General features: G+C 41.5%; 17 protein-coding genes. 11 read left to right on the forward strand and 6 right to left on the reverse strand.

Annotated elements, in window-relative coordinates:
- Positions 1-321: 321 nt before the first annotated feature.
- From AAGC65_RS16930 to AAGC65_RS16960, 7 genes are all read left to right on the forward strand, one after another.
- On the forward strand, positions 322-1500 hold the full coding sequence (locus tag AAGC65_RS16930; RefSeq protein ID WP_343113646.1) for an acetyl-CoA C-acyltransferase: 1179 nt from the start codon (positions 322-324) through the stop codon (positions 1498-1500).
- 100 nt (positions 1501-1600) lie between these two features.
- A complete protein-coding gene (locus AAGC65_RS16935) occupies positions 1601-2515 on the forward strand; it encodes a hypothetical protein (protein ID WP_343113647.1) in 915 nt (304 codons plus the stop codon).
- Positions 2516-2629: 114 nt separating this feature from the next.
- Positions 2630-4117: an MFS transporter gene (locus AAGC65_RS16940; RefSeq protein WP_343113648.1), complete on the forward strand. Its 1488-nt coding sequence runs from the start codon at positions 2630-2632 to the stop codon at positions 4115-4117.
- Between the two features lie 115 nt (positions 4118-4232).
- Positions 4233-4964, forward strand: a complete 732-nt coding sequence (locus AAGC65_RS16945) for a polyprenol monophosphomannose synthase (protein ID WP_343113649.1) — start codon at positions 4233-4235, stop codon at positions 4962-4964.
- Between the two features lie 135 nt (positions 4965-5099).
- The gene (gene ruvB, locus AAGC65_RS16950) at positions 5100-6122 is read left to right on the forward strand and encodes a Holliday junction branch migration DNA helicase RuvB (RefSeq protein ID WP_343113650.1); all 1023 of its coding nucleotides are present in this window, start codon (positions 5100-5102) and stop codon (positions 6120-6122) included.
- Between the two features lie 29 nt (positions 6123-6151).
- The gene (locus AAGC65_RS16955) at positions 6152-7327 is read left to right on the forward strand and encodes a Gfo/Idh/MocA family oxidoreductase (protein WP_343113651.1); all 1176 of its coding nucleotides are present in this window, start codon (positions 6152-6154) and stop codon (positions 7325-7327) included.
- A gap of 96 nt (positions 7328-7423) precedes the next feature.
- Positions 7424-8326 (forward strand): polysaccharide deacetylase family protein, encoded by a 903-nt coding sequence (locus AAGC65_RS16960; protein ID WP_343113652.1) that lies wholly within the window; start codon positions 7424-7426, stop codon positions 8324-8326.
- A gap of 85 nt (positions 8327-8411) precedes the next feature.
- Here AAGC65_RS16960 and AAGC65_RS16965 read toward each other — a convergent pair whose 3' ends face one another.
- Positions 8412-8765, reverse strand: coding sequence for an STAS/SEC14 domain-containing protein (locus tag AAGC65_RS16965; RefSeq protein ID WP_343113653.1), 354 nt, complete (start codon positions 8763-8765; stop codon positions 8412-8414).
- Between the two features lie 171 nt (positions 8766-8936).
- Here AAGC65_RS16965 and queG point away from each other — a divergent pair, with 171 nt between their 5' ends.
- Positions 8937-9866 (forward strand): tRNA epoxyqueuosine(34) reductase QueG, encoded by a 930-nt coding sequence (gene queG / locus AAGC65_RS16970; protein ID WP_343113654.1) that lies wholly within the window; start codon positions 8937-8939, stop codon positions 9864-9866.
- 105 nt (positions 9867-9971) lie between these two features.
- Here queG and AAGC65_RS16975 read toward each other — a convergent pair whose 3' ends face one another.
- Positions 9972-11009 (reverse strand): 3'-5' exonuclease, encoded by a 1038-nt coding sequence (locus AAGC65_RS16975; protein WP_343113655.1) that lies wholly within the window; start codon positions 11007-11009, stop codon positions 9972-9974.
- A 134-nt stretch (positions 11010-11143) separates the two neighbouring features.
- Between AAGC65_RS16975 and AAGC65_RS16980 the strand changes: the two genes are divergently transcribed.
- The 3 genes from AAGC65_RS16980 (at position 11144) to AAGC65_RS16990 (ending at position 16426) form a co-directional block, all read left to right on the forward strand.
- Positions 11144-13114: a DUF3857 domain-containing protein gene (locus tag AAGC65_RS16980; protein WP_343113656.1), complete on the forward strand. Its 1971-nt coding sequence runs from the start codon at positions 11144-11146 to the stop codon at positions 13112-13114.
- Positions 13114-15024, forward strand: a complete 1911-nt coding sequence (locus tag AAGC65_RS16985) for a DUF3857 domain-containing protein (protein ID WP_343113657.1) — start codon at positions 13114-13116, stop codon at positions 15022-15024. The genes AAGC65_RS16980 and AAGC65_RS16985 overlap by 1 nt, the downstream gene beginning before the upstream one ends.
- Before the next feature lie 547 nt (positions 15025-15571).
- On the forward strand, positions 15572-16426 hold the full coding sequence (locus tag AAGC65_RS16990; RefSeq protein WP_343113658.1) for an ATP-grasp fold amidoligase family protein: 855 nt from the start codon (positions 15572-15574) through the stop codon (positions 16424-16426).
- An 11-nt stretch (positions 16427-16437) separates the two neighbouring features.
- On the opposite strand, the gene AAGC65_RS16995 is transcribed toward AAGC65_RS16990, so the two are convergent.
- The 4 genes from AAGC65_RS16995 to AAGC65_RS17010 all read right to left on the reverse strand — a co-directional run.
- A complete protein-coding gene (locus tag AAGC65_RS16995; RefSeq protein WP_343113659.1) occupies positions 16438-17004 on the reverse strand; it encodes a C40 family peptidase in 567 nt (188 codons plus the stop codon).
- A gap of 75 nt (positions 17005-17079) precedes the next feature.
- On the reverse strand, positions 17080-19083 hold the full coding sequence (locus AAGC65_RS17000; RefSeq protein WP_343113660.1) for a S9 family peptidase: 2004 nt from the start codon (positions 19081-19083) through the stop codon (positions 17080-17082).
- Between the two features lie 46 nt (positions 19084-19129).
- On the reverse strand, positions 19130-21121 hold the full coding sequence (locus AAGC65_RS17005; protein WP_343113661.1) for a S9 family peptidase: 1992 nt from the start codon (positions 21119-21121) through the stop codon (positions 19130-19132).
- 178 nt (positions 21122-21299) lie between these two features.
- A partial coding sequence (locus AAGC65_RS17010; RefSeq protein WP_343113662.1) for an orotidine 5'-phosphate decarboxylase / HUMPS family protein occupies positions 21300-21775 on the reverse strand: 476 nt, incomplete at its 5' end.

Here is a 21775-nt window from a genome sequence, read left to right on the forward strand (position 1 = left end):
TTGTTAAGGCGGAGAAATGATCAAAAACACGTCAAAAACAAACAACATTCTAATAATCAAATACTTAATACTTTTTAAAGTAAAAATAAGTGGCAAAAAGCAGATCAAAAAGTGTTAAAACAGGTATTTTTTGGTGATTTACCGGCAATTTTCAGCCATTTTTGATGTTAAACTGAGCCAAAAAGTGTTAAAATTTAATTTTAAAAAGTTTTAGGGACAAAAACCGGAACTAAAATTCAGGGTGAAAATATTATGCATGCATAGCTTTTCACTTTCATCAAAATAATTAAATTTGCCACCACCAACTTTAATGAGGGACACATGGAAGAAGTAGTCATAGTAGCAGCCACACGTACACCAATAGGCAGTTTCGGAGGTAGTTTAGCCAGTATCAGCGCAACCCAGTTGGGCGCATTGGCCATAAAATCGGTCGTTGAAAAATCAGGCCTCCGCCCCGATCAGATTCAGGAAGTTTATATGGGCAATGTGATGTCGGCCAATTTGGGCCAGGCACCTGCTACCCAGGCAGCAATATTCGCTGGCCTGCCCTATTTACCTGCTACTACGGTTAATAAAGTATGTGCCTCGGGCATGAAAGCTATTATGCTGGCAGCCCAAAGCATCGCCATAGGCCAAAATGACATTGTGGTTGCCGGCGGCATGGAAAGCATGAGTAATGTACCCTATTACCTGGATAAAGCCCGCAACGGCTACCGTTTAGGCAATGGCCAAATTACCGACGGGTTGGTAAAAGATGGACTCTGGGATGTTTACAATGATTACCACATGGGCTCGGCGGCTGAACTTTGCGCCACGGACTGTAACATTAGTCGAGAAGATCAGGACGCTTATGCCATAGAATCATACCAAAGGGCTCAAAAGGCTCAAAAAGAGGGTAAATTCATCGACGAGATAACGCCTGTTGAACTAAAAGATAAAAAGGGTGATATCACTTTATTTGCCCAGGATGAAGAGCCTGCCACCGTAAAGTTTGAAAAAATACCAACTCTAAAACCCGTATTTAAAAAGGATGGAACAGTAACCGCGGCCAATGCCTCTACCCTGAATGATGGCGCCGCTGCCCTGATACTCATGAGCCGCGAAAAAGCCGACGAACTGGGCATTAAACCACTGGCACGTATTGTATCCTATGCAGATGCGCAGCAAGCTCCGGAATGGTTTACCACTGCTCCATCCAAAGCTATCCCATTAGCCTTGCATAGGGCTGGTATATCAGCAGATCAGATTGATTTTTTCGAGATCAACGAGGCTTTTTCGGTAGTATCTATAGCTAATAACCAATTGCTAAAGCTTGACCCTGCAAAGGTTAACGTTAATGGCGGGGCGGTAGCTATAGGACACCCGCTGGGTGCTTCAGGTGCCCGTATCATTGTCACCTTATTGCATGTACTACAACAAAATAAAGGCAAATATGGTGCTGCCGGAATTTGTAATGGCGGTGGCGGTGCCAGCGCAATGGTTATTGAAAATTTACGTTAATAAAAACAAGCGGTCTGCCGTTAAGCATGTTACAACAACTATTGTAATAAATTATTAGTTTCGCACCCTTGATCATGATGTTAATTTTTAAATATCCGGTATGGCGATAAGGCGTTTGTTTCTTTTCGTGCCCCTGCTGTTTGTTGCCTGTCAAAGTTTTGGCCAGCTCAACAGCGAAAGCGCACGCATAAAACAACTCAACATTTACCAGGATAGCCTTGCATCATTAGGTAAAATATTTATCAATAACGAGAACGATCTGGAGCGCAAAAACGCTAATTACCAGTTCATCAAAACGCTGGTATCGGCATTAAAAATATCTAATTCGTTTCTTTTTCCGTTTGATTCGGTTAAAAGTATCAGCATTATCAACTCACCTGATAACCGTTTCCGAATCATGAGCTGGCATGTGGTAAACCAGGATGGCAGCTACCGTTTTTATGGTACTATCCAATTAAATACCGGCGGCCCGCTAAAAATGTTCCCGCTGGAAGATTATTCGCCCTTGCTCAAAAACCCGGAAGATTCCGTTACTGATAACCGTAAATGGTATGGAGCTCAGTATTACAAAATAGTGCCTGTTTATGCACAAAAGCCATATTATGTTTTAATTGGCTGGAAAGGGAATACCGTAAAATCAACCAAAAAAGTGATCGAGGTACTCTCGTTCAGCAACGATAAACCGGTATTTGGCATGCCCGTTTTTGATGGGAACGGCAAAAGCCGTAAAAGAGTTGTATTTGAATATACCCGCCAGGCATCTATGCTGCTACGATACCTACCTGAACAAAACTTGATAGTATTTGATCACTTGGTACCTCCCGACCCAAAAATGAAAGACCAGCACGAAATGTTTGGCCCCGACCTGAGTTACGATGGTTATAAACTCAAAAATGGCCGTTGGGTGTACCAGGACAACCTGGATATGCGTAACATCCCAAACAATAGCGATAACGAGCTGATCGATCCTAAGAAACAGGCCATTGAGGATAAAAAATCCATACGTAAAAATTAAACTTCAAACAGCACATTCAAATCAAAATATTACATATCAAACCATAGCACTTCCGGTATAAAATTCTGATTCAAAAAGAATTGTACTACTTTTAACAAATTTTTTATTTCAATAATGCAAAAAAGCCCAGCCGAAATGGCTACCCCAAAATCCAGATTTCCTAAAAGTGTTCCTTATATTATAGGTAATGAAGCGGCGGAACGTTTTAGTTTTTATGGCATGCGTTCCATCCTGACGCTTTTCCTGGTAAACCAGTTTTTCAACCCTAATAATGTCGCTGCGCTAACAGATGTTGCCAACGCTAAAGCCAATAAACTACACCATCTATTTGTGATGGTAGCCTATGCTTTGCCATTTGTAGGCGGCATGATAGCCGACTGGTTTACCGGCAAATACAAACTTATCCTGTATGTATCGATAATTTATTGCTTCGGCCATTTAATGTTGGCCATGTTTGATGGTGGCCTTGGTGGCTTTGAATTAGGTTTATTGGTGGTTGCAATTGGTGCCGGTGGCATTAAATCATGCGTATCTGCCAATGTGGGCGATCAGTTTGACGCTACCAACCAGGATCTGCTATCTAAAGTTTACGGATGGTTCTATTTCAGTATCAATGCCGGCTCTATGATTTCAACCGTTGCTATTCCCTGGACATATGAGCATTTTGGCCCTAAATGGGCTTTTGGTATCCCAGGTTTCCTGATGGCGCTGGCTACTATCATATTTTTTTCGGGTCGTAAAAGATACGTAAGGGTTCCTCCACAAGGTGTTAATCGCAATAACCTGGTATTTATAACATGGTATGCGCTAACTCATTTAGGTCAACGCAAACCTGGTCAGGACATGCTTGATGTTGCCAAAGGCCCGTATGATTCTGAACGCGTTGAAGGTGTGAAAGCAGTATACCGCGTTATGTCTGTATTCTTTTTCGCGCTGGCATTTTGGGCTGTTTGGGATCAGTGTTTATCTGAGTGGACCCTATATGCCGAAAAAATGAACCGTGTAATTAACCTGGGTTTTACCTCATTTACGGTACTGCCAGGCCAGTTATCAACTATTAATACCGTGTTCCTTCTTTTATTCATTCCATTTTTCAACTATTTGGTATATCCATTTTTTGATAAAATTGGTCTGAAAACAACCCCGCTCCGAAGACTTGGTGTTGGCTTGGTTTTAACCGCTTTATCATTCGTGGTAATTGGTATAATACACACCAACCTTGATCACGGCGGCGCCCCTTCCATCTGGTGGCAAGTGCTTGCTTTTATGATACTTTCAGCAGCCGAGGTGCTGGTATCTATCACCGGCCTGGAATACGCTTATACACACTCGCCAAAATCAATGAAAAGTACCATGACCGGTATCTGGTTCTTGGTTGTATCATTCGGTAATCTGATTACCGCACTTGTTAATAGCCTGATAGAAGATGGCGGCTGGTGGACTCGTAATCTTAAAGGTGCTAATTATGAGTGGTTCTTTGTTATTTTTATTTGTGTATTTATCCTGGTGTTTATGTTTGTTGCACCAAGATTAAAAGAAAGGAATTATATTACCGATCCTTATATAGAGAATCAAGTTATTGCCGATACCAATAATTTATAAGTTTTAACGTTATTGAAAGCAGTTAAGTAAATATTGTTTAACTGCTTTTTTATTTATTTTTAAAACCGGGTTTAAATCAACTATTTTTACCCTTTGTTTACTTGATAATTTCTACGTGCCGGATAGCATTGTTATAATACCTACCTATAATGAAAAGGAAAATATTGAGCGTATGATACGCAAAGTATTCTCCCTACCTCATGATTTTCACCTGCTTATTATTGATGACGGATCGCCTGATGGTACAAACATCATCGTAAAAAACCTAATGGATGTATTTCCCGAGCGGTTGTTTATTGAAGAGCGGGCGGGTAAGCAAGGCCTGGGAACGGCTTACATACATGGTTTTAAATGGGCTATTGCCCGCCATTACGATTACATTTTTGAGATGGATGCCGATTTTTCGCATAACCCCGATGATCTGCTTAAACTGAGGCAAGCCTGTATTGATGGCGCCGATGCTGCCATAGGTTCCCGCTACAGCAATGGCGTAAACGTGGTAAACTGGCCCATGAGCCGCGTGCTGATGAGCTATTTTGCATCGGTATATGTGCGTTTTATTACCGGTATTGATGTTAGGGATTCAACAGCTGGCTTTATGTGCTATAAACGCAAAGTTCTGGAAACCATCAGGCTTCATAAAATAAAGTTTGTGGGTTACGCTTTCCAGATAGAGATGAAGTATACCTCTATTAAACACGGATTTAAGCTGGTAGAAGTACCCATCATTTTCACAGACCGCACTGCAGGCACCTCCAAAATGTCGACCGGTATATTTAAAGAAGCTTTTTTCGGAGTGATACAAATGAAGATCAACAGCATTTTCAGAAAGTATCCTGAAGGATAGTCCGGAAGTCGGTAAAGTCCGAAAGACCGGAAGAATTTGTACACGATGTAACTTTTAGGCTATAAATTATTGACTTGCGGACTTTCTGACTTGCAGACTTCTTCACTTCAATAATAAATACTAATTTCGTTGGTAATGAATGAGCATCTTGATCCCGGAGCAGAACGCCTTACGAATACTGAACGCGACATTGAAAAAGTGTTGCGCCCGCAGCAATTTGAGGACTTTACCGGTCAGCATAAGATATTAGCCAACTTAAAAATTTTCGTACAAGCGGCACGCCAGCGTGGTGAGGCGCTTGACCATGTTTTATTGCATGGCCCTCCGGGCCTGGGCAAGACTACCCTATCGCATATTATTGCCAACGAAATGAGCGTAGGCATCAAAATAACCTCGGGCCCGGTGCTGGATAAACCCGGCGATCTGGCAGGCCTCCTAACCAACCTGGAAACAGGTGATATCCTGTTTATTGATGAGATACACAGGCTTAGTCCGCTGGTTGAGGAGTACCTGTACTCGGCAATGGAAGATTTTAAGATAGATATTATGCTGGAGAGCGGCCCTAACGCCCGTTCGGTACAAATATCTCTTAACCCATTTACCCTGGTGGGCGCTACCACGCGCTCAGGACTGCTTACCGCGCCTTTAAGAGCCCGGTTTGGTATAAACGCCAGGCTGGAGTATTATGATGCCAAACTGTTGACCACTATTGTACTCCGTTCGGCCTCTATCCTGAAAACACCAATCACGGATGAGGGAGCCTATGAAATTGCCCGCCGCAGCCGTGGAACCCCGCGTATAGCCAACGCCCTGCTGCGCCGCACACGTGATTTTGCACAGATCAAAGGAAATGGTAAAATTGATACGGAGATTTCTCAATACGCCCTGAACGCCCTGAATGTGGATGAGCACGGCCTGGATGAAATGGATAATAAGATATTAGTTACCATTATTGATAAGTTTAAAGGCGGCCCAGTAGGTTTAAAAACTATTGCCACAGCCGTTGGTGAGGATGAAGGTACTATTGAAGAAGTGTATGAGCCTTTTTTAATACAGGAAGGCTTTTTAATGCGTACCGCCCGTGGCCGTGAAGCTACCGAGAGTGCTTACAGGCATTTAGGAAAAATAAAACTGGGCGGCAATCCGTCGTTATTTTAGTAACCAACCAATAAACTATTATACCAAACATGAAAACTAAACTAAAACAAAGCATCGGGGTCTGCTGCAAAATCCTTTTAGCGGCTTCCCTGATCATGGGATTATCCGCAACCAATACACAGGCCCAAACAGCTCCGCTTGATTCGGCTGCAAAAGTAAAAGCCGATAGTCTGGCTGCCCGCCGTATGGCTACAGGCACCAAAGTGGGCATTGCTGGCCTGAACCATGACCACATTCATCTTATTTTAAATGAATACCGCCACGGTAACGTAAACATAGTAGGCATTGCCGAGCCTAATAAAAAACTATGGGAAAAGTTTGGCAAAGCCTATAACCTGCCCGATTCGCTGTTTTTTGAGGATCTGAAAACCATGTGTCTTAAACGTAAACCAACCATTGTTTTAGGTTATAATGCAGTAGCTAAACACGTTGATATTGTGGAAACCTGCGCCCCTATGGGTATACCTGTAATGGTTGAAAAACCTTTGGCAGCCACGCTTGAGCAGGCTAAACGTATAGAGTTTTTGTCGCTGAAGTATTATGTTAACGTGCTTACCAATTACGAAACTACCTGGTACTCATCGGTTCAAAGCGCTTACAATACTGTTAAAACCGATAGCATTGGGGTAATACGTAAAATGGTGTTTCATGATGGCCACCAGGGCCCTCGCGAAATTGGTTGCAGCGAAGATTTCCTGAGCTGGTTAACCGATCCGGAATTGAATGGCGCCGGCGCGCTGAATGATTTTGGTTGCTACGGAGCCGACATGATGACCTGGTTTATGCAAGGTCAAAAACCAATTGCGGTAACTGCAATTGCCAGACACTATAAACCATCTGTGTACCCTAAGGTTGAGGATGATGCCACCGTTCTTGTTGAATACCCGAATGCTACAGGTATGATTGAAGGTTCATGGAACTGGCCGTTCAGCATTAAGGATATGGAAATTTTCGGAGCGAAAGGCTACATCCATACTTTTGATCCGGACAGCTTGCAGATCAGAATAAATAAAACTACCAGGGAATTTAAAGCTGCTCCGTTGCCATCTCCTATTAATGCGCCTGTGCCTTATTTTACAGCCGCGCTCAAAGATCCAAAAAGAACCCGTAATGATCAGTCGTCATTAAAATACAACATGATCGTGATGCAAATACTGGATGCTGCAAAAAGATCGATCAAGGAAGGTAAACGGATAGTTTTATAATTGTTGTTAATAATTTATTTACAATAAATTTATTGCCTGCATGTATATTGTATTAATTTAGCCGTTCTTGAAATAATAAAAAAATACAGTTCTAATATGTTCAAAAAAGCTTTTGTATGGTTAACCGTGTGTGCGTTGGGCACCACTATATCTTGCCAGTCTAAACCTTCTGATAAAATAACAAACGCGGGTGCAACCAGTGCAGAAGTACCTACAGCGGCAGTTTCGGCCGCCGGCAAACCTGCGGATAACGCGGCTATTATGGCTCGTAAACAAGTTCCTGTGGTTTGTTATCACCAGATTCGCGACTGGAAAGCTACCGACTCAAAAGGCGCTAAAGATTATATTGTACAGATAGCAGCTTTTAAAGAACATATTAAAATGCTGGCCGATAGCGGTTATCATACCATACTGCCTGATCAGTTGTATGCTTACCTTACCAAAGGCGCACCACTGCCTAAAAAGCCTATTATGCTAACATTTGATGATACTGATCTTGATCAGTTCACAATAGCTAACCCTACATTAAAAAAATACGGTTTTAAGGCTGTGTATTTTGTAATGACCGTATCATTAGGTCGCCCGCATTACATGACTGCCGATATGGTAAAACAACTATCAGACGAAGGTAACGTGATTGGCAGCCATACCTGGGATCATCACCGGGTAGATAAATATTCTCACAATTCTGAATTGAAGATCATCGGCAAAAATGGTAAAGTAACTACCCGCCCTGTTGACGATTGGGTTACGCAGATTGATAAACCTACTAAAAAACTGGAAGAGATTACCGGTAAAAAGATAGATTATTTTGCTTATCCGTTTGGTATCTGGAAAAAGCCTGTTTTGCCTGAACTGGAAAAAAAGGGATTCAAAATAGCTTTTCAACTGGCCGACAAACGTGACCCTGATTATCCGTTAATGACCGTGAGAAGAATTTTAGACAGCGGTTACTGGTCAACCAAAACTTTCAGTAACAGCGTAAGGAACAGTTTTTAATTCTTACACGCTTGATAAATACAAAAGGCCTTTCTGAAAAGAGAGGCCTTTTGCATAAATATTTACCTGGTTTTAAACCCTACCTCTACTTTTCCGAAACCCATTTTATTGCCTCATCAATATCTTCTAAGGCGTACCCCCTGTATTTACCGGGTAAAATATATTTAAACAGGTCGCTAAAACTGCGGGCGTCTTTTTGGTCAGATACTATGGCCAGTTTATTCCATCTTAAAAAGTATTTTAACCCCATTTCTATATTACCGCACCAGGCGCCTGCATTAAAATTTTTGATATTGGCTTCTAAAACCAATACAAAGTTGATCTTATGGTTTCGCCTTACCTGCTCTTTAAGTAAAGGCAGTAATGCTTTCCTGTAATCATTAATAGTAACATCCCCAACCGCGTGTATACCTAACACATGCGCTGGTAAATAAATCATGTGTTTAAGCATAGCAGGTCTTTTTTTAGCATAGTTGCAAAAACTGCACCAAGCCCAAAAAAATCACCTATTTTATTAAAAAACATACTATTAAAATAAATAGTGAGGCACATACAAAGGACTTATTGCTCAATTCTGAGAATTTTATTTTATAGTATCTTTGCTTCTGTAATGCAAAACAGGACAACGTACAGCCAGTTAATCAAACAAGAAGCCCAAAAACTTGGCTTTCTGTTTTGCGGAATTTCCAAAGCTGATTTTTTAGAGGAAGAAGCTCCCCGATTAGAGGCGTGGCTCAACAAAAACATGCACGGCGAAATGCAGTACATGGAAAATCATTTTGATAAACGTCTTGACCCACGCCTGCTGGTTGATGGGGCAAAGTCGGTTATATCGTTGGGTATTAATTATTTTACTAACGAGCAGCAAGAGGATCCATCGGCACCGAAAATATCAAAATATGCCTACGGAATGGATTATCATACCGTTATTAAAGATAAGCTCAGACAATTGCTACAGATTATCAACGAAAAAATTGGCGAGGTAGGCGGTCGCGCATTTGTTGATTCAGCACCTGTTTTGGATAAGGCATGGGCGAAAAAAGCTGGATTGGGCTGGATAGGCAAAAACTCCAATTTGTTGAATAAAAAGACAGGATCCTTCTTTTTTCTGGCCGAATTAATCATCGACCTGGAACTGGAGTACGATATAGCCCCCACAGCCGATCATTGCGGCACCTGTACCAATTGTATTGACGCCTGCCCTACCGATGCCATTGTTGGCCCTTATGTAGTTGATGGCAGCCGATGCATATCATACCTCACCATTGAGCTTAAAAACGAGATACCGCAGGAATTTAAAGGAAAAATGGATAACTGGATGTTTGGCTGCGATGTTTGTCAGGACGTATGCCCCTGGAACCGTTTTTCGGTACTGAATGCCGAGCCCTCCTTTAGCCCCCACCCCGATCTTTTGGGCCTGAAAGCTGCCGACTGGCAAGAAATTACCCAGGATATTTTTCAAAAAGTATTCAAAAACTCAGCCGTAAAGCGTACTAAGTTTAGCGGCCTTAAACGGAATATAGATTTCCTTCGGAAATAGTGGTGAGTTTTGAGTATGGAGTTATGAGTTTTTACCCACATAAATAAGTAATGAGTTTCAAATGAAAACTTATCACTCAAAACTCATTACTTACCACTACAAAAACTACCCCTTTTTAAATTTCAGGGCTAATTGCTGAAGCATATCATTATCAACCGGTTTGGCTGGTTCTTCTTTCTTCTTAAAAGGCTTATTTTGATATGGCTGCGTCCTGGTATGATCAGGCTTGGTAGTGTATTCTTTTTTAGGATAATCAACCCTTGGTGCGTCAGTTTTGGGCGCCTGTTGATCGGCCGGTTTTGGTTGCGAGGCCGCTTTAGCCTGGCGTTCGGCAGCTTTTTTACCGTTCCAACGGGTATATATCTCTTCCAGTTTTCGTTTGGTGTACAAGGGAAAATCGCCCTGCATCATCCATGAATAATAGCTTGGCTCAACGTTAAACACATCTTCTACGCGTTTGCCTTTGTGTTTACCAAAGTTAATCAATTCTTCGCCCTGCTCGTTATAAACCATACGGCCGGCAAAATCAACCGGTTTGCTCAGGTTGGTAAACTTGTGCAACGCTTCCACATCGCCGGTAACCGGGATAATGATATTGCCTTTTTTATCCTCCCACTCCATGTTCTCGTAACGCTCAATTTGTGCCAGCAGCACTTCCATCGTAGCACGGGTATCCGCTTCGGCCGAGTGGGCATTCTCTATCTTTTTATCACAGTAAAACTGGTAAGCCGCCTTCAGCGTGCGTTGTTCCATCTGGTGGAATATGTTTTGTACATCCACAAAATGGCGTGCGTCAAGATTAAATAGTACACCGGCACGTAAAAACTCCTCCATCAGCATGGGTATATCAAACTTATTAGAATTATAGCCTGCCAGGTCGCTGTCTGCAATAAACTCGGCTATAGCCTGCCCTATTTCTTTAAACTGCAATTCATCCTTAATATGTTCGTCATAAATACCATGTACCAATGACGATTCCAGAGGGATGGGCATACCAGGGTTAACCCGCCATGTTTTTACTTCTTCGCTGCCATCAGGGTTTAGCTTAATAACAGATATTTCAACTATGCGGTCGGCTCCAATATTGGTACCGGTAGTCTCCAGGTCGAAAAAAGCAAGAGGGCGTTTTAAATTTAATTTCATTTTATCAAGATCAAAGTAGATAGTACAAAGGTCGCAAAAGTCCGAAAAAGAACCAGCAGAATAAATTTTTTAATTTATTTAAAATATCCGTTTTATATTTAATTTAATACCTCCCTAATTTATCACAATATTGCATGAAAAAAGCATTACTTATTGCATTAGTAACTATTGGTACTCAACACTTTGCAAAAGCACAAGATTTTAAAGAAGGTTTTGTAGTTGAAGAGGTTAGTATGCAAAAATACGACAAAGACCCTGAAGCACACGCCGTTTACCTGAATGAATTTGGCAAATCAAGGATAGATATCACCAATGACGATCGCGTACGGCTGATTCATGACTACCACGCCAAGATAAAAATATTTGACAACAAAGGCTTTGACAACGGTACTATTGCAATCCCCGTGCATAACAATGATGAGGTAGCCGAAGAAGTTACAGACATTAAAGGCTTTACCTATTATACCGATGATAACGGTATGATGCAAAAAATAGAGCTCGATCCTAAGAAGGTATTCCAGGTAAAAGATTACAAATACGGCGGCACCGTAAAATTTGCACTTCCGGGCCTGCGCAACGGATGCGTTATTGAGTTTAGCTATAAGCTTATCTCCCCTTTCTGGGATAGCTTTCGCCGGTGGGAGTTTCAGGATAACATACCTAAAATACATTCACAATATGAGGTACATATACCTGGTTTCTGGAATTTTAACGCCGCGTTAAAAGGTTACTTAAAACTATCAAAAACAAGTTCTGAAGTTGAACGTGAATGTTTTACAACTCATGGTGCAAAAAGTGATTGCTCACACATCATGTATGCGATGAACGATATCCCTGCTTTTATAGAAGAGGATTACATGACATCGCCAAAAAACTTTTTATCGGCCATTGATTTTGAACTGGTTGAGTGGACAAACCCGTACACCTCAGTTAAAACCCTTGTAAGTAAGGAGTGGAAAGATATTGACCGCCAGCTTAAAATTGATGAAAACTTTGGCTCCCAGTTAAAGCGTAAAGACCTGATGAAAGAGCGAATGGCATCTGTTATTGCCGGTAAAACCACCGATATGGATAAAGCACAGGCCATTTACAGCTACCTGCAAAAATGGTATAAATGGAACGACTACATAGGCATTGGAAGTGCTGATGGTATTAAACGGGCAATGGATGCACACACAGGCAGTGTTGCAGATATTAATCTTTCGTTGATTACCGCGCTTAATTCGGCAGGTATTAATACCGAGGCTGTGCTGCTATCAACACGTGAGCATGGAAATATAAACATGCTGTATCCTGTACTCAGCGATTTTAATTATGTGGTGGCCAAGGCCAATATTGATGGTAATACTTATTATTTAGATGCATCTGATCAGTTGCTGTCATTCGGTTTGCTACCTCTCAAATGCCTTAATGATAAAGGCAGAGTAATTAGTCTCGATAAGCCATCGTACTGGGTAGAGTTAAGCGGTTTGCAAAAAGCCAACAGCACAAGATCACTTGACCTTACCCTGCTTGATAATGGCAAAATAAAAGGAACCATAACCAATTATTATACCGGATATGATGCCTACAAAAAACGTAAAGCCATTAAAAAGTTCAACTCTGTTGATGAATATATAGAGGATATGGATGCTAAACTTCCTAAATTGAAGATCCTGAAATCAAACATCAGTAATCTCGATAGCCTTAATATGCCGCTTGGCGAAACGCTGGAGGTAGAGATCGATGCCTTTGAAAATATGAAGACTCAACTGGTATTTAATCCTTATTTCTGGAATAAGATAACTACAAACCCTTTTAAACTGGCCGAACGTGACTATCCGGTTGACTGGGGTATGGCCTCTGACGAGCGATTATTACTGACCATGCACCTGCCATCACAGTACACCGTTGAAACACCTCCGCCAAACGCGGCTTTTGCCTTGCCTAACAATGGCGGTATGTTTGCTACCAACTATGATAACCAGGGCGATACATTCACGGTATCAAACATAACCCGTTTTAACAAGGGTATTTATAGCCCTAACGAGTATCCTTATCTTAAAGAGCTATACAACAAAATAATCCTCACCGAAAAAGCCGATATGGTTTTCAAGAAAAAATAATGAAAGCGTTTTTACTTTTATCTTTTATACTGTTTGGCGGCTTAAGCGCTCAGGCACAGGAAAACTATGATGCATCACTTATATCTAAAGACCTGCTGTCGTATGCAAGCGCGGTAATACGCAATAAAGAGATAAATGTTGAAGTGAAAGATTTTGACAATACCCTTTATCATATCAAAACTGCCATTACCATTTTAAACAAAAACGGCGACCAGATGGCAGAGGTATTGGTTTGGCATGATAAAAGTAACATCATAAAAAGTATTAAGGGAACTGTTTATAACCAATTTGGCAAGTTAACCGGCAAGTTTTCAGAAAGTGATTTTGAGGATGTAAACACACAGGATGGTTTTTCGCTTTTTCAGGATTTGAAGGTAAAACACTATAATCCGCCGGTAACGGATTATCCCTATACCCTTGTTTATGAGTATGATGTAAAGTCAAAACAATCGCTCAATTTTGATGACTGGGCACCTAACTCAACCACAGGACTGGCGGTTGAAAAAAGCTCCTATACATTTAGCTGTAAACCAGATTTTAATATCAGGTATAAAGAGATCAACACGCCCTCTGGTGTTGTAAAGGGCACTAATAAAGATGGATTTAAAACCTACACCTGGCAGGTAAGTAATTTAAAAGCCATTAAGGACGAACCTTACAGCCCTAATGAGAATAAGTATTTAACCTATGTCAAAATAGCTCCCGAAAAATTCAGCTATGAAGGACTTACCGGATCTTTTACTAACTGGAACGAAATGGGTAAGTGGATATATGATAAACTACTGGTTACCCGCCTGCAGATTCCCGCCGCTACTGTAGATTACATGAAACAGCTCACTCAGGGTATTACAGATCCTAAACTGAAAGCTAAAAAGATATATGAATACATGCAGGAGAAAACTCATTATATAAGCGTACAGGTGGGTATTGGCGGCTATCAGCCATTTTTAGCAAGCGATGTTGACCAGCAGAACTATGGTGATTGTAAAGCACTCGTAAACTATACACAGGCCCTGCTCAAATCTGTGAATATTGAATCATACTATTGCATTGTAGAGGCAGGTAACCAAAAGGTGAGCCCATTGAAAGATTTTACCAGCATGAATCAGTTTAATCATGTTATTTTATGCCTTCCTTTTAAAAACGATACCACCTTTTTAGAATGTACCAATCAGAAAATGCCGTTTGGTTTTTTAAGTGATTTTACTGACGACCGTACGGTGTTGGCCTGCACACCTACCGGTGGCAAACTGCTACATACACCCATATATACCGCCCAAAACAATTTACAGCAGTGTAAAGCAAACTTTGTTTTAGATGTTAATGGCGCGCTAACAGGCAATATGCTAACCTCTTTTAAAGGGACACAGTATGATAATGTGCAATACATTATTGACAAGGCCCCTAAAGAGCAAATCAAGGCGCTTCAAAAGGAGTATCCCATAGATAATATGGATATTGAAAAAGCTGATTTTAAACAGGATAAAAGCCAGCAACCAGTAACTACGGAAAATATTCAGCTTAACGCACGTGATTATGCATCGGCTAATGATGGTAAACTTTCTTTTATAGTAAATGCAACCAACAGGGTAACTCATGTACCGCGTGAAGTACGTAACCGCCGTCTTGACGTATACATAAACCGTGGATTTACAGATGAGGATGAGATCAGCTATACGTTACCTGCAGGCTACAAGGTGGATATGCGTCCGGCAAACGTATCGATATCTAAACCATTCGGAAAATTCTCGGCAAGCATAACTGTAAAAAATAACCAATTGATATACAAGCGTAGCTTGCAAGTTTTTGATGGCACTTATAGTAAGGATACTTACCAGGACCTGATTGACTTTTATCAGGCTATTGTAGAGAGTGACGATAATAATGTTACCCTGATTAAAGGTAACTAAAGATAATAATACCCAGGATTATACCCACAATCATAATAAGGTAAAGCAAAATCTCATTACCGGCAAAACGCTTGTATTTAGTCCAAAATGAATATTCTTCCTTTTGATCAGCCATATTGCTGCAAAACTATCGAAATTTTCATTAGCAGCCTAACTTAGTGCCCAGCCTGCCGTTTTAACACCAGGTATTTAAGACGAAATAGCATATCATTTTGCATATTATATATCCGGTGTAACATGTAAATATTAAGGCATAATAATCTACAAGTTTACAATATCATTTTACATAAAATCTTTGCAAGTTTAAATCTATAAAAAGTAATTATGGGCAGATTTTATGGCTTGTACAATACAATATCGTCGTTTTGGATTGCAAAGTGTGTAATAATTCTGGTTTAGCTTTTATGAATCAGTTTTCATAAAAGTGGCTTTTCTTTTATTTCGTTACACATAATTTCACACAGGGTAACAATATTAAAAAAACAAGTATAAGTTGAAAAATATTAATCAATTTTAATATACCAATTATTTACCTAAGTAGATAAACATGCTAAAACTTATCCAAACCTATTTAGATCATAGGGGGCCATTTCCTGCAAGAATACGGGCCAGGCACAAACAATTTTGGCAAGATCCACAGGCCGAAACAGTTAGAAACACATTAATGGATGCCGAAGATGGCATTGATAAATGGAAAGATGTTGTTAACTGGCAACGAAAATTAAGTAATAAATATAACTCAAGAGAGTTTGCCGGCAAACATGGCTGCAAAGTAGCTGCCTTAATATGGAAAGGCAGGAATATCGATACTATCGACTTTAAAAAACTACCCGAAAATTATGTGATCAGGCCTACTATTGGCCACTCAGCCAATCTTGTTTTTTTAATGAAAAGAGATTACAATCTTTTTGATAAAAAAACATATACCACCGCTCAAATTAAAGAAATCCTGAAAACAGCCATTGAATCAAATGATAAGCTGGAGTTTTTAATTGAGGAATTTTTGAAAAATGAGCAAGGCCAAAATGAAATTCTGAAAGATTATAAAGTATACAGCTTTAATGGAAAGATAGCCTGCATATGGGTAATTAACAGGTTAAGCCCCAAATCGGGCAATGGTTCTTTCTATGATGAAAACTGGAATCTATTAAAAGTAGTAAACAAAATTTACCCAAATGGCGAGCTTGAACAACCTCCAAGATGCTTAAAGGAAATAGTGAAACAAGCCAAAACCCTGAGTAAAGCTTATGAGATATTTGTACGCATTGACTTTTATGCCACCGATAAAGGATGTGTTTTTGGTGAGTTTACCCCAACACCCGGCATGGGAACCTGTACTACCCAATACGGCCAAAAATTATTGATATCTCACTGGGATAAATATTGTACCGGAAAAATTTAGATCCCACGCAATTAATTCACCTGTGTATGTGATTGAATATCAATAGATCCGGCCCTTGAAAAGTATTTATACATGGATGGATCGCGCAGGCGTATAATGATCACTCCTTTTCGGGAACTTGCATGTACCACATAACCATTTTGCAGGTAAACACCTACATGGCTAAACTGCTTACCGTCAAAATCAAAGAAAACCAGGTCGCCTTCTTTAAGGTCTTCTTCATATTTACGTTTAATAACCGTGATCTGTTTACTGGTCATACGCGGTATAGTAATGCCATAAACCTCCTGCTCTAATAAATATACCAGGCCAGAGCAATCAACGCCATCTTTATCCAAACCACCAAATTTGTACGGAACTCCCATCCACTGATCAATAAAGGCATATAAGCGGCCATTTTCAATATCGCCCTTATTAACCCCCATGATCTGCGAATACTTATCGGCTACCTCCATTTGGGGTTTTACTACTTCCCCGGGCTGCCCCTTCATGGCCGCTTTACGCGAATGGCAGGAAGTTAATATTAAAGGCACAAAAAAAATGGCAAGCAGGTAAAACAGGTTGTGATGTTTAGTCATACAGTAAAATTATGTTTAAACAGTATTTATTTAATATGTATATTTTTAACATATTAACATCCCGGTACATTTAAACTATTTAAAATATACTGCTTTGGGCTGATCGTTCAGGTACATATTAAACCAGTCGATATAACGCTGCGCCCTGTCAACTTGATAGCTCGGAATACTTATCATATGGTATTGCCCTGGGTAAAGCACCAGTTGAGTTGGTATGCCTTGCGATTTAAGCGCCTGGTACATTTGCTCGCTGCCACCGGTAGGCACATTAAAATCTTTTAGGCCAGACATAAACAGTGTTGGTGTTTTAATCTTATCGGCATGAAAAAACGGGTACGAAAGTTGAATATATTTCTCTGCATTTTTCCACGGATAGCCCAGTTCATTATCATATTGAACCACCCATTGGTCGCTGCCATAAATAGATAATTGTAAGGAGCTTCCGGCACCACTGGCTGCGGCTTTAAAGCGAGTATCGGATGCAATGGTATAATTAGTTAATATACCGCCGTAGCTCCAGCCTCCTATACCCAGCCGCTGTGCATCAGCTACACCTGTTTTAACCAGTTCATCAACCGCGCCCAGCAGGTCTTTCACCTCTTTATTGCCCCAATCGGCGTAAATGGTTTTAGTATATTCCAGTCCCCGACCGGTGCTGCCCCGGTAATTAACCGCGGCCACCGCGAAACCGGCACTGGCCAATACCTGCCTGATGGCATCAAACTCAAACTCGTCCTGATCTGTTGGCCCGCCGTGAATGTATAAAATAAGGGGCAGCTTTTTGGTGGTTAAACTATCAGGAGTATACAACAAGCCCGACACCAGTGTACCATCACTACTGAATGATTGAAAGCCTTTTACATAAGCCAGCTTAACTTTATTCAACCAATTATCCTGATGAAAAGTGAGCCGGCGTATTTTGCCATTTTCAACAGCCACCAACTCATGCGGCATATATGGATTGGTCATTTTAGCTATCCAGTTTCCAGGCCCCTGGGCTATAAGATTATCAAAACTGCACTGAACACCTTTATTAATTACGGTTGATTTACGCAGCAGTAAATTATACTGTGCTATGTACCTGATCCGGTCATTACTTACCACATAGCCAATGTTTTTACTGTCCCTGCTCCACGCAATATTACTCACAGGCCTGTCAAGTTGTGCGGTAAGTACTTTATTGTTCTTGCCGTCCGTATCCATCAAACAAAGCAGATCGTGTTGATAAATAAAGTAATCGGCATCGCTGGTCGACCGCAGGTAGGCAATGTGCTTACCATCCGGGCTCCATTGTGGCTTAATATCGTGCCCTGTAAAGGTGGTGAGTTGGTTGGCTTCCGCTCCCTTTTTAGCCTCTATGGTAAAAATATCGAAGTTTTCGTTACGGTCGGGGTCAAGGGTATGGTTACTTACATAGGCAATGAATTTACTATCCGGACTCCATACCGGATCGGTATCATCCATATCACCCATAGTTAAGGCGTCCAGCTTTTTTGCAGCTATATCATACACGTAAAGGTGCGAATGCATATGCTGCAGGTAGCCCTCAACATCCTGCTTAAAATGATAGCGGTCAATTTTTATGGGCGGATTTATTTTTTCCGGCTTACCGGTATCCTCTTCATCCTTAATGATCAACGCCAACCGTTTACTATCCGGCGACCATGCATAATCGCTCACCTCGCCCTTAAGGTCGGTTAATTTGTGCCCCTCGCCCCCTCTGCGATCCATTAGCCAAACCTGTCCGCCGGCTTTTGAATCGCGTGCCGAAATGTAAGAAAGATACTTCCCGTCAGGTGTCCATTTAGGTGATGAAACCGGCTCCGTTCCCTGCGTAAGTTCTATAGATTGTTTACCATCATAACTTTGCATCCACAGGTGCGATACCCGGTTATCCCGAGCCGAATCCGGTTCAGACAAGGTATAAGCTATCCACTTACCATCAGGCGATAGCTGCGGGTCATCAAGCGCTGGGATATGGTAAAAATCATTTGGCTTAAACGGTTTTTTAACCGTTTGGGCACCTGCGGATCCGCAAAGGCAAATGATAATTAATAACAATATATTTTTATTCATCATGACGGTAATTCGCTAATCAAGGTTCAGGAACTGCAAATTAAAAAGACTATTTTGCAGGAGTAGATTGATTTAAATATTTGTTATACCAATCTACATAACGCTGTAACCGGTCAACCTGGTAACTTGGTTTAGTAATACCATGAAACTGGTTGGGGTATAATATCAATTCGGTTGGTATCCCCTGCGTTCGGAGTGCCTGGTACATCTGTTCGCTCCCGATGGTAGGTACATTAAAATCTTTCAATCCCGACATAAACAGCACCGGCGTTTTTATCCTGTCAGCATGAAAAAACGGATACGATAGCTGCATCCATTTATCAGCAGTTTTCCAGGGTACACCAATTTCGTTTTCGTACTGCAATACATATTGATCGCTGCCATAAACACCTAATTGCAAACCACTTCCGGCACCACTGGCGCCTGCTTTAAAACGAGTGTCAGATGCTATGGTATAATCGGTAAGGATACCTCCATAACTCCAGCCCCCAATACCTAAACGGTTAGGGTCAGCTATGCCCATTTTTTCCAGGTAATCAACGGCGCCAAGCAGGTCTTTCACTTCTTTATTGCCCCAATCGGCATAAATTGCCTTGCAATAGTCAAGCCCGCGGCCGTTGCTGCCCCGGTAATTTACTGCTGCCACAGCATAACCCGCTCCGGCCAGTATTTGCCGGGTGGCATCAAATGCGTATTCGTCCTGCCCAACGGGGCCGCCATGTATAAAAAGTATCAATGGCCATTTTTTACCGGGGATACTATCCGGGGTAAATAATATTCCTGAAACTAAAGTACCATCAACACTTGTAGATTGAAAACCCGATACCTTTGCCAGTTTCGCGGTATTTAGCCAATCCTGATTATGGAAAGTTAACTGACGTAATTTATCGCCTTCCAAAGCAAACAGTTCGGTTGGTGTGTAAGGGTCGCTTTTGGCAACAACCCAATTACCCGAAGCATTGGTGTTCATATCGGTTACACTGTAAACACCTTTGCTCACAGTTGATATTTTTCCGTTGTTGACATTTACATTGGCCACATACCGCTGCCGGTCGTCAACCACCAAAAATGATATATTTCTATTATCTTTTGACCAATATTGGGCAACAACCGGCCTATCCAACTGCTGGGTAAGCACCCTGCTGTTTGAACCAACAGCGTCCATAATGCACAGCAGGTTTTGATCATACATCATATAATCGGCATCGCTTGTACTGCGCAGGTAGGATATGTACCTGCCATCAGGGCTCCATTGCGGGTTAGTGTCTCGGCCTTTCCAGGTGGTTAACTGCAGCATAGCGCCGTTTGGCCGGGCATCAATGGTAAAAATATCCTTATTTTGATTTTTATCCGGATCGACGGTGCGGTTGCTTACAAAAGCGATGGTTTTGCTATCCGGCGACCATACGGGAGAGTTTTCGTCCTTTTCGCCGCTGGTAAGTGTATCCAGCTTATGGGTGCTTACATCAACCAGGTACAAATGATCATGCAGTTGCTGCAGGTAACCTTCTATATCCTGTTTAAAATGATAGCGGTCAATCACGATTGGCTTAGGCATTCCGGGATTGGGTTTACCTTTATTTGCAGGATCGCCTATAACCAAAACAATTTTCTTGCTATCCGGAGACCAGGCATATTCCGTTAAACTCCCTTTAACACTGGTAACTTTTGCCCCCTCGCCTCCTCGGCGGTCTATCAGCCACAGCTGTGAACCATCCTTTGAATCGCGCGAAGAGAGAAAAGCAAGATATTTACCATCCGGGCTCCATCGTGGTGTTGAAGCCGCTTCATCGCCATGTGTAAGCTCTACCTGCTCCTTACCATCCCAGCTTTGCATCCATAAATGCGATATCCGTTTATCCTTAGCGGTATCAACCGTTGATACACTGTAGGCAACCCATTTACCATCAGGCGATAACTGAGGATCGCTTACAGCTGGTATATGGTAAAAATCAACCGGTTTTAGGGGCTTTTTATCTTGCTGGGCAGCGGCGTTAAGGGCAATGGACAGCGCTATAACAGATAGTACGGCTCTTTTCATAGAGTACAAAGCATATAGGCATGTAATTTAGCAATTATGCCTAATACTTTACTAATTGAATGAATTGGGATTTTGTCTGAACCTCGATTTTAGGATTAAAGGATTACCATGATTATTTGCAAATCGAAATAAAATCCTCTAATCCTGTAATCTGTTTAATCGTGGTTTTGACAACCTATTAAATCACCCCAGCCTTTTCCAGTTCGGCCTGCATTTGTTTTTGAATGCTTTGAGCTTCGGCACGGGCAGCATCCGCAAAATCTTCACCGTTGCCAGCATATATGATAGATCGGGAAGCGTTTACAATAAGGCCGCAATCTTTGGTGATACCATAGCGGCACACCTCTTCCAGACTACCGCCCTGCGCACCTACACCTGGTACCAGTAAAAAGTTATCGGGTGCGTATTTGCGGATGTTAGTAAATTCGATGCTTTTGGTAGCTCCCACTACATACATGATCCGGTCGGCTCCAGCCCAGGTATTGGCTTTTTGAATCACGGTTTCATATAAATAACCATCACCGGTTTGCAGGTATTGAAAATCCTTACTGCCTACGGATGAGGTTAGTGCCAGCAAAATGATCCATTTGCCTTCATAAGCCAGGTAAGGCTTTACACTATCGTTACCCATATATGGGGTAATGGTAATGGCAT

Origin of the sequence: Mucilaginibacter sp. (genome assembly GCF_039207105.1) — a bacterium.
Taxonomy (GTDB): Bacteria; Bacteroidota; Bacteroidia; order Sphingobacteriales; family Sphingobacteriaceae; genus Mucilaginibacter.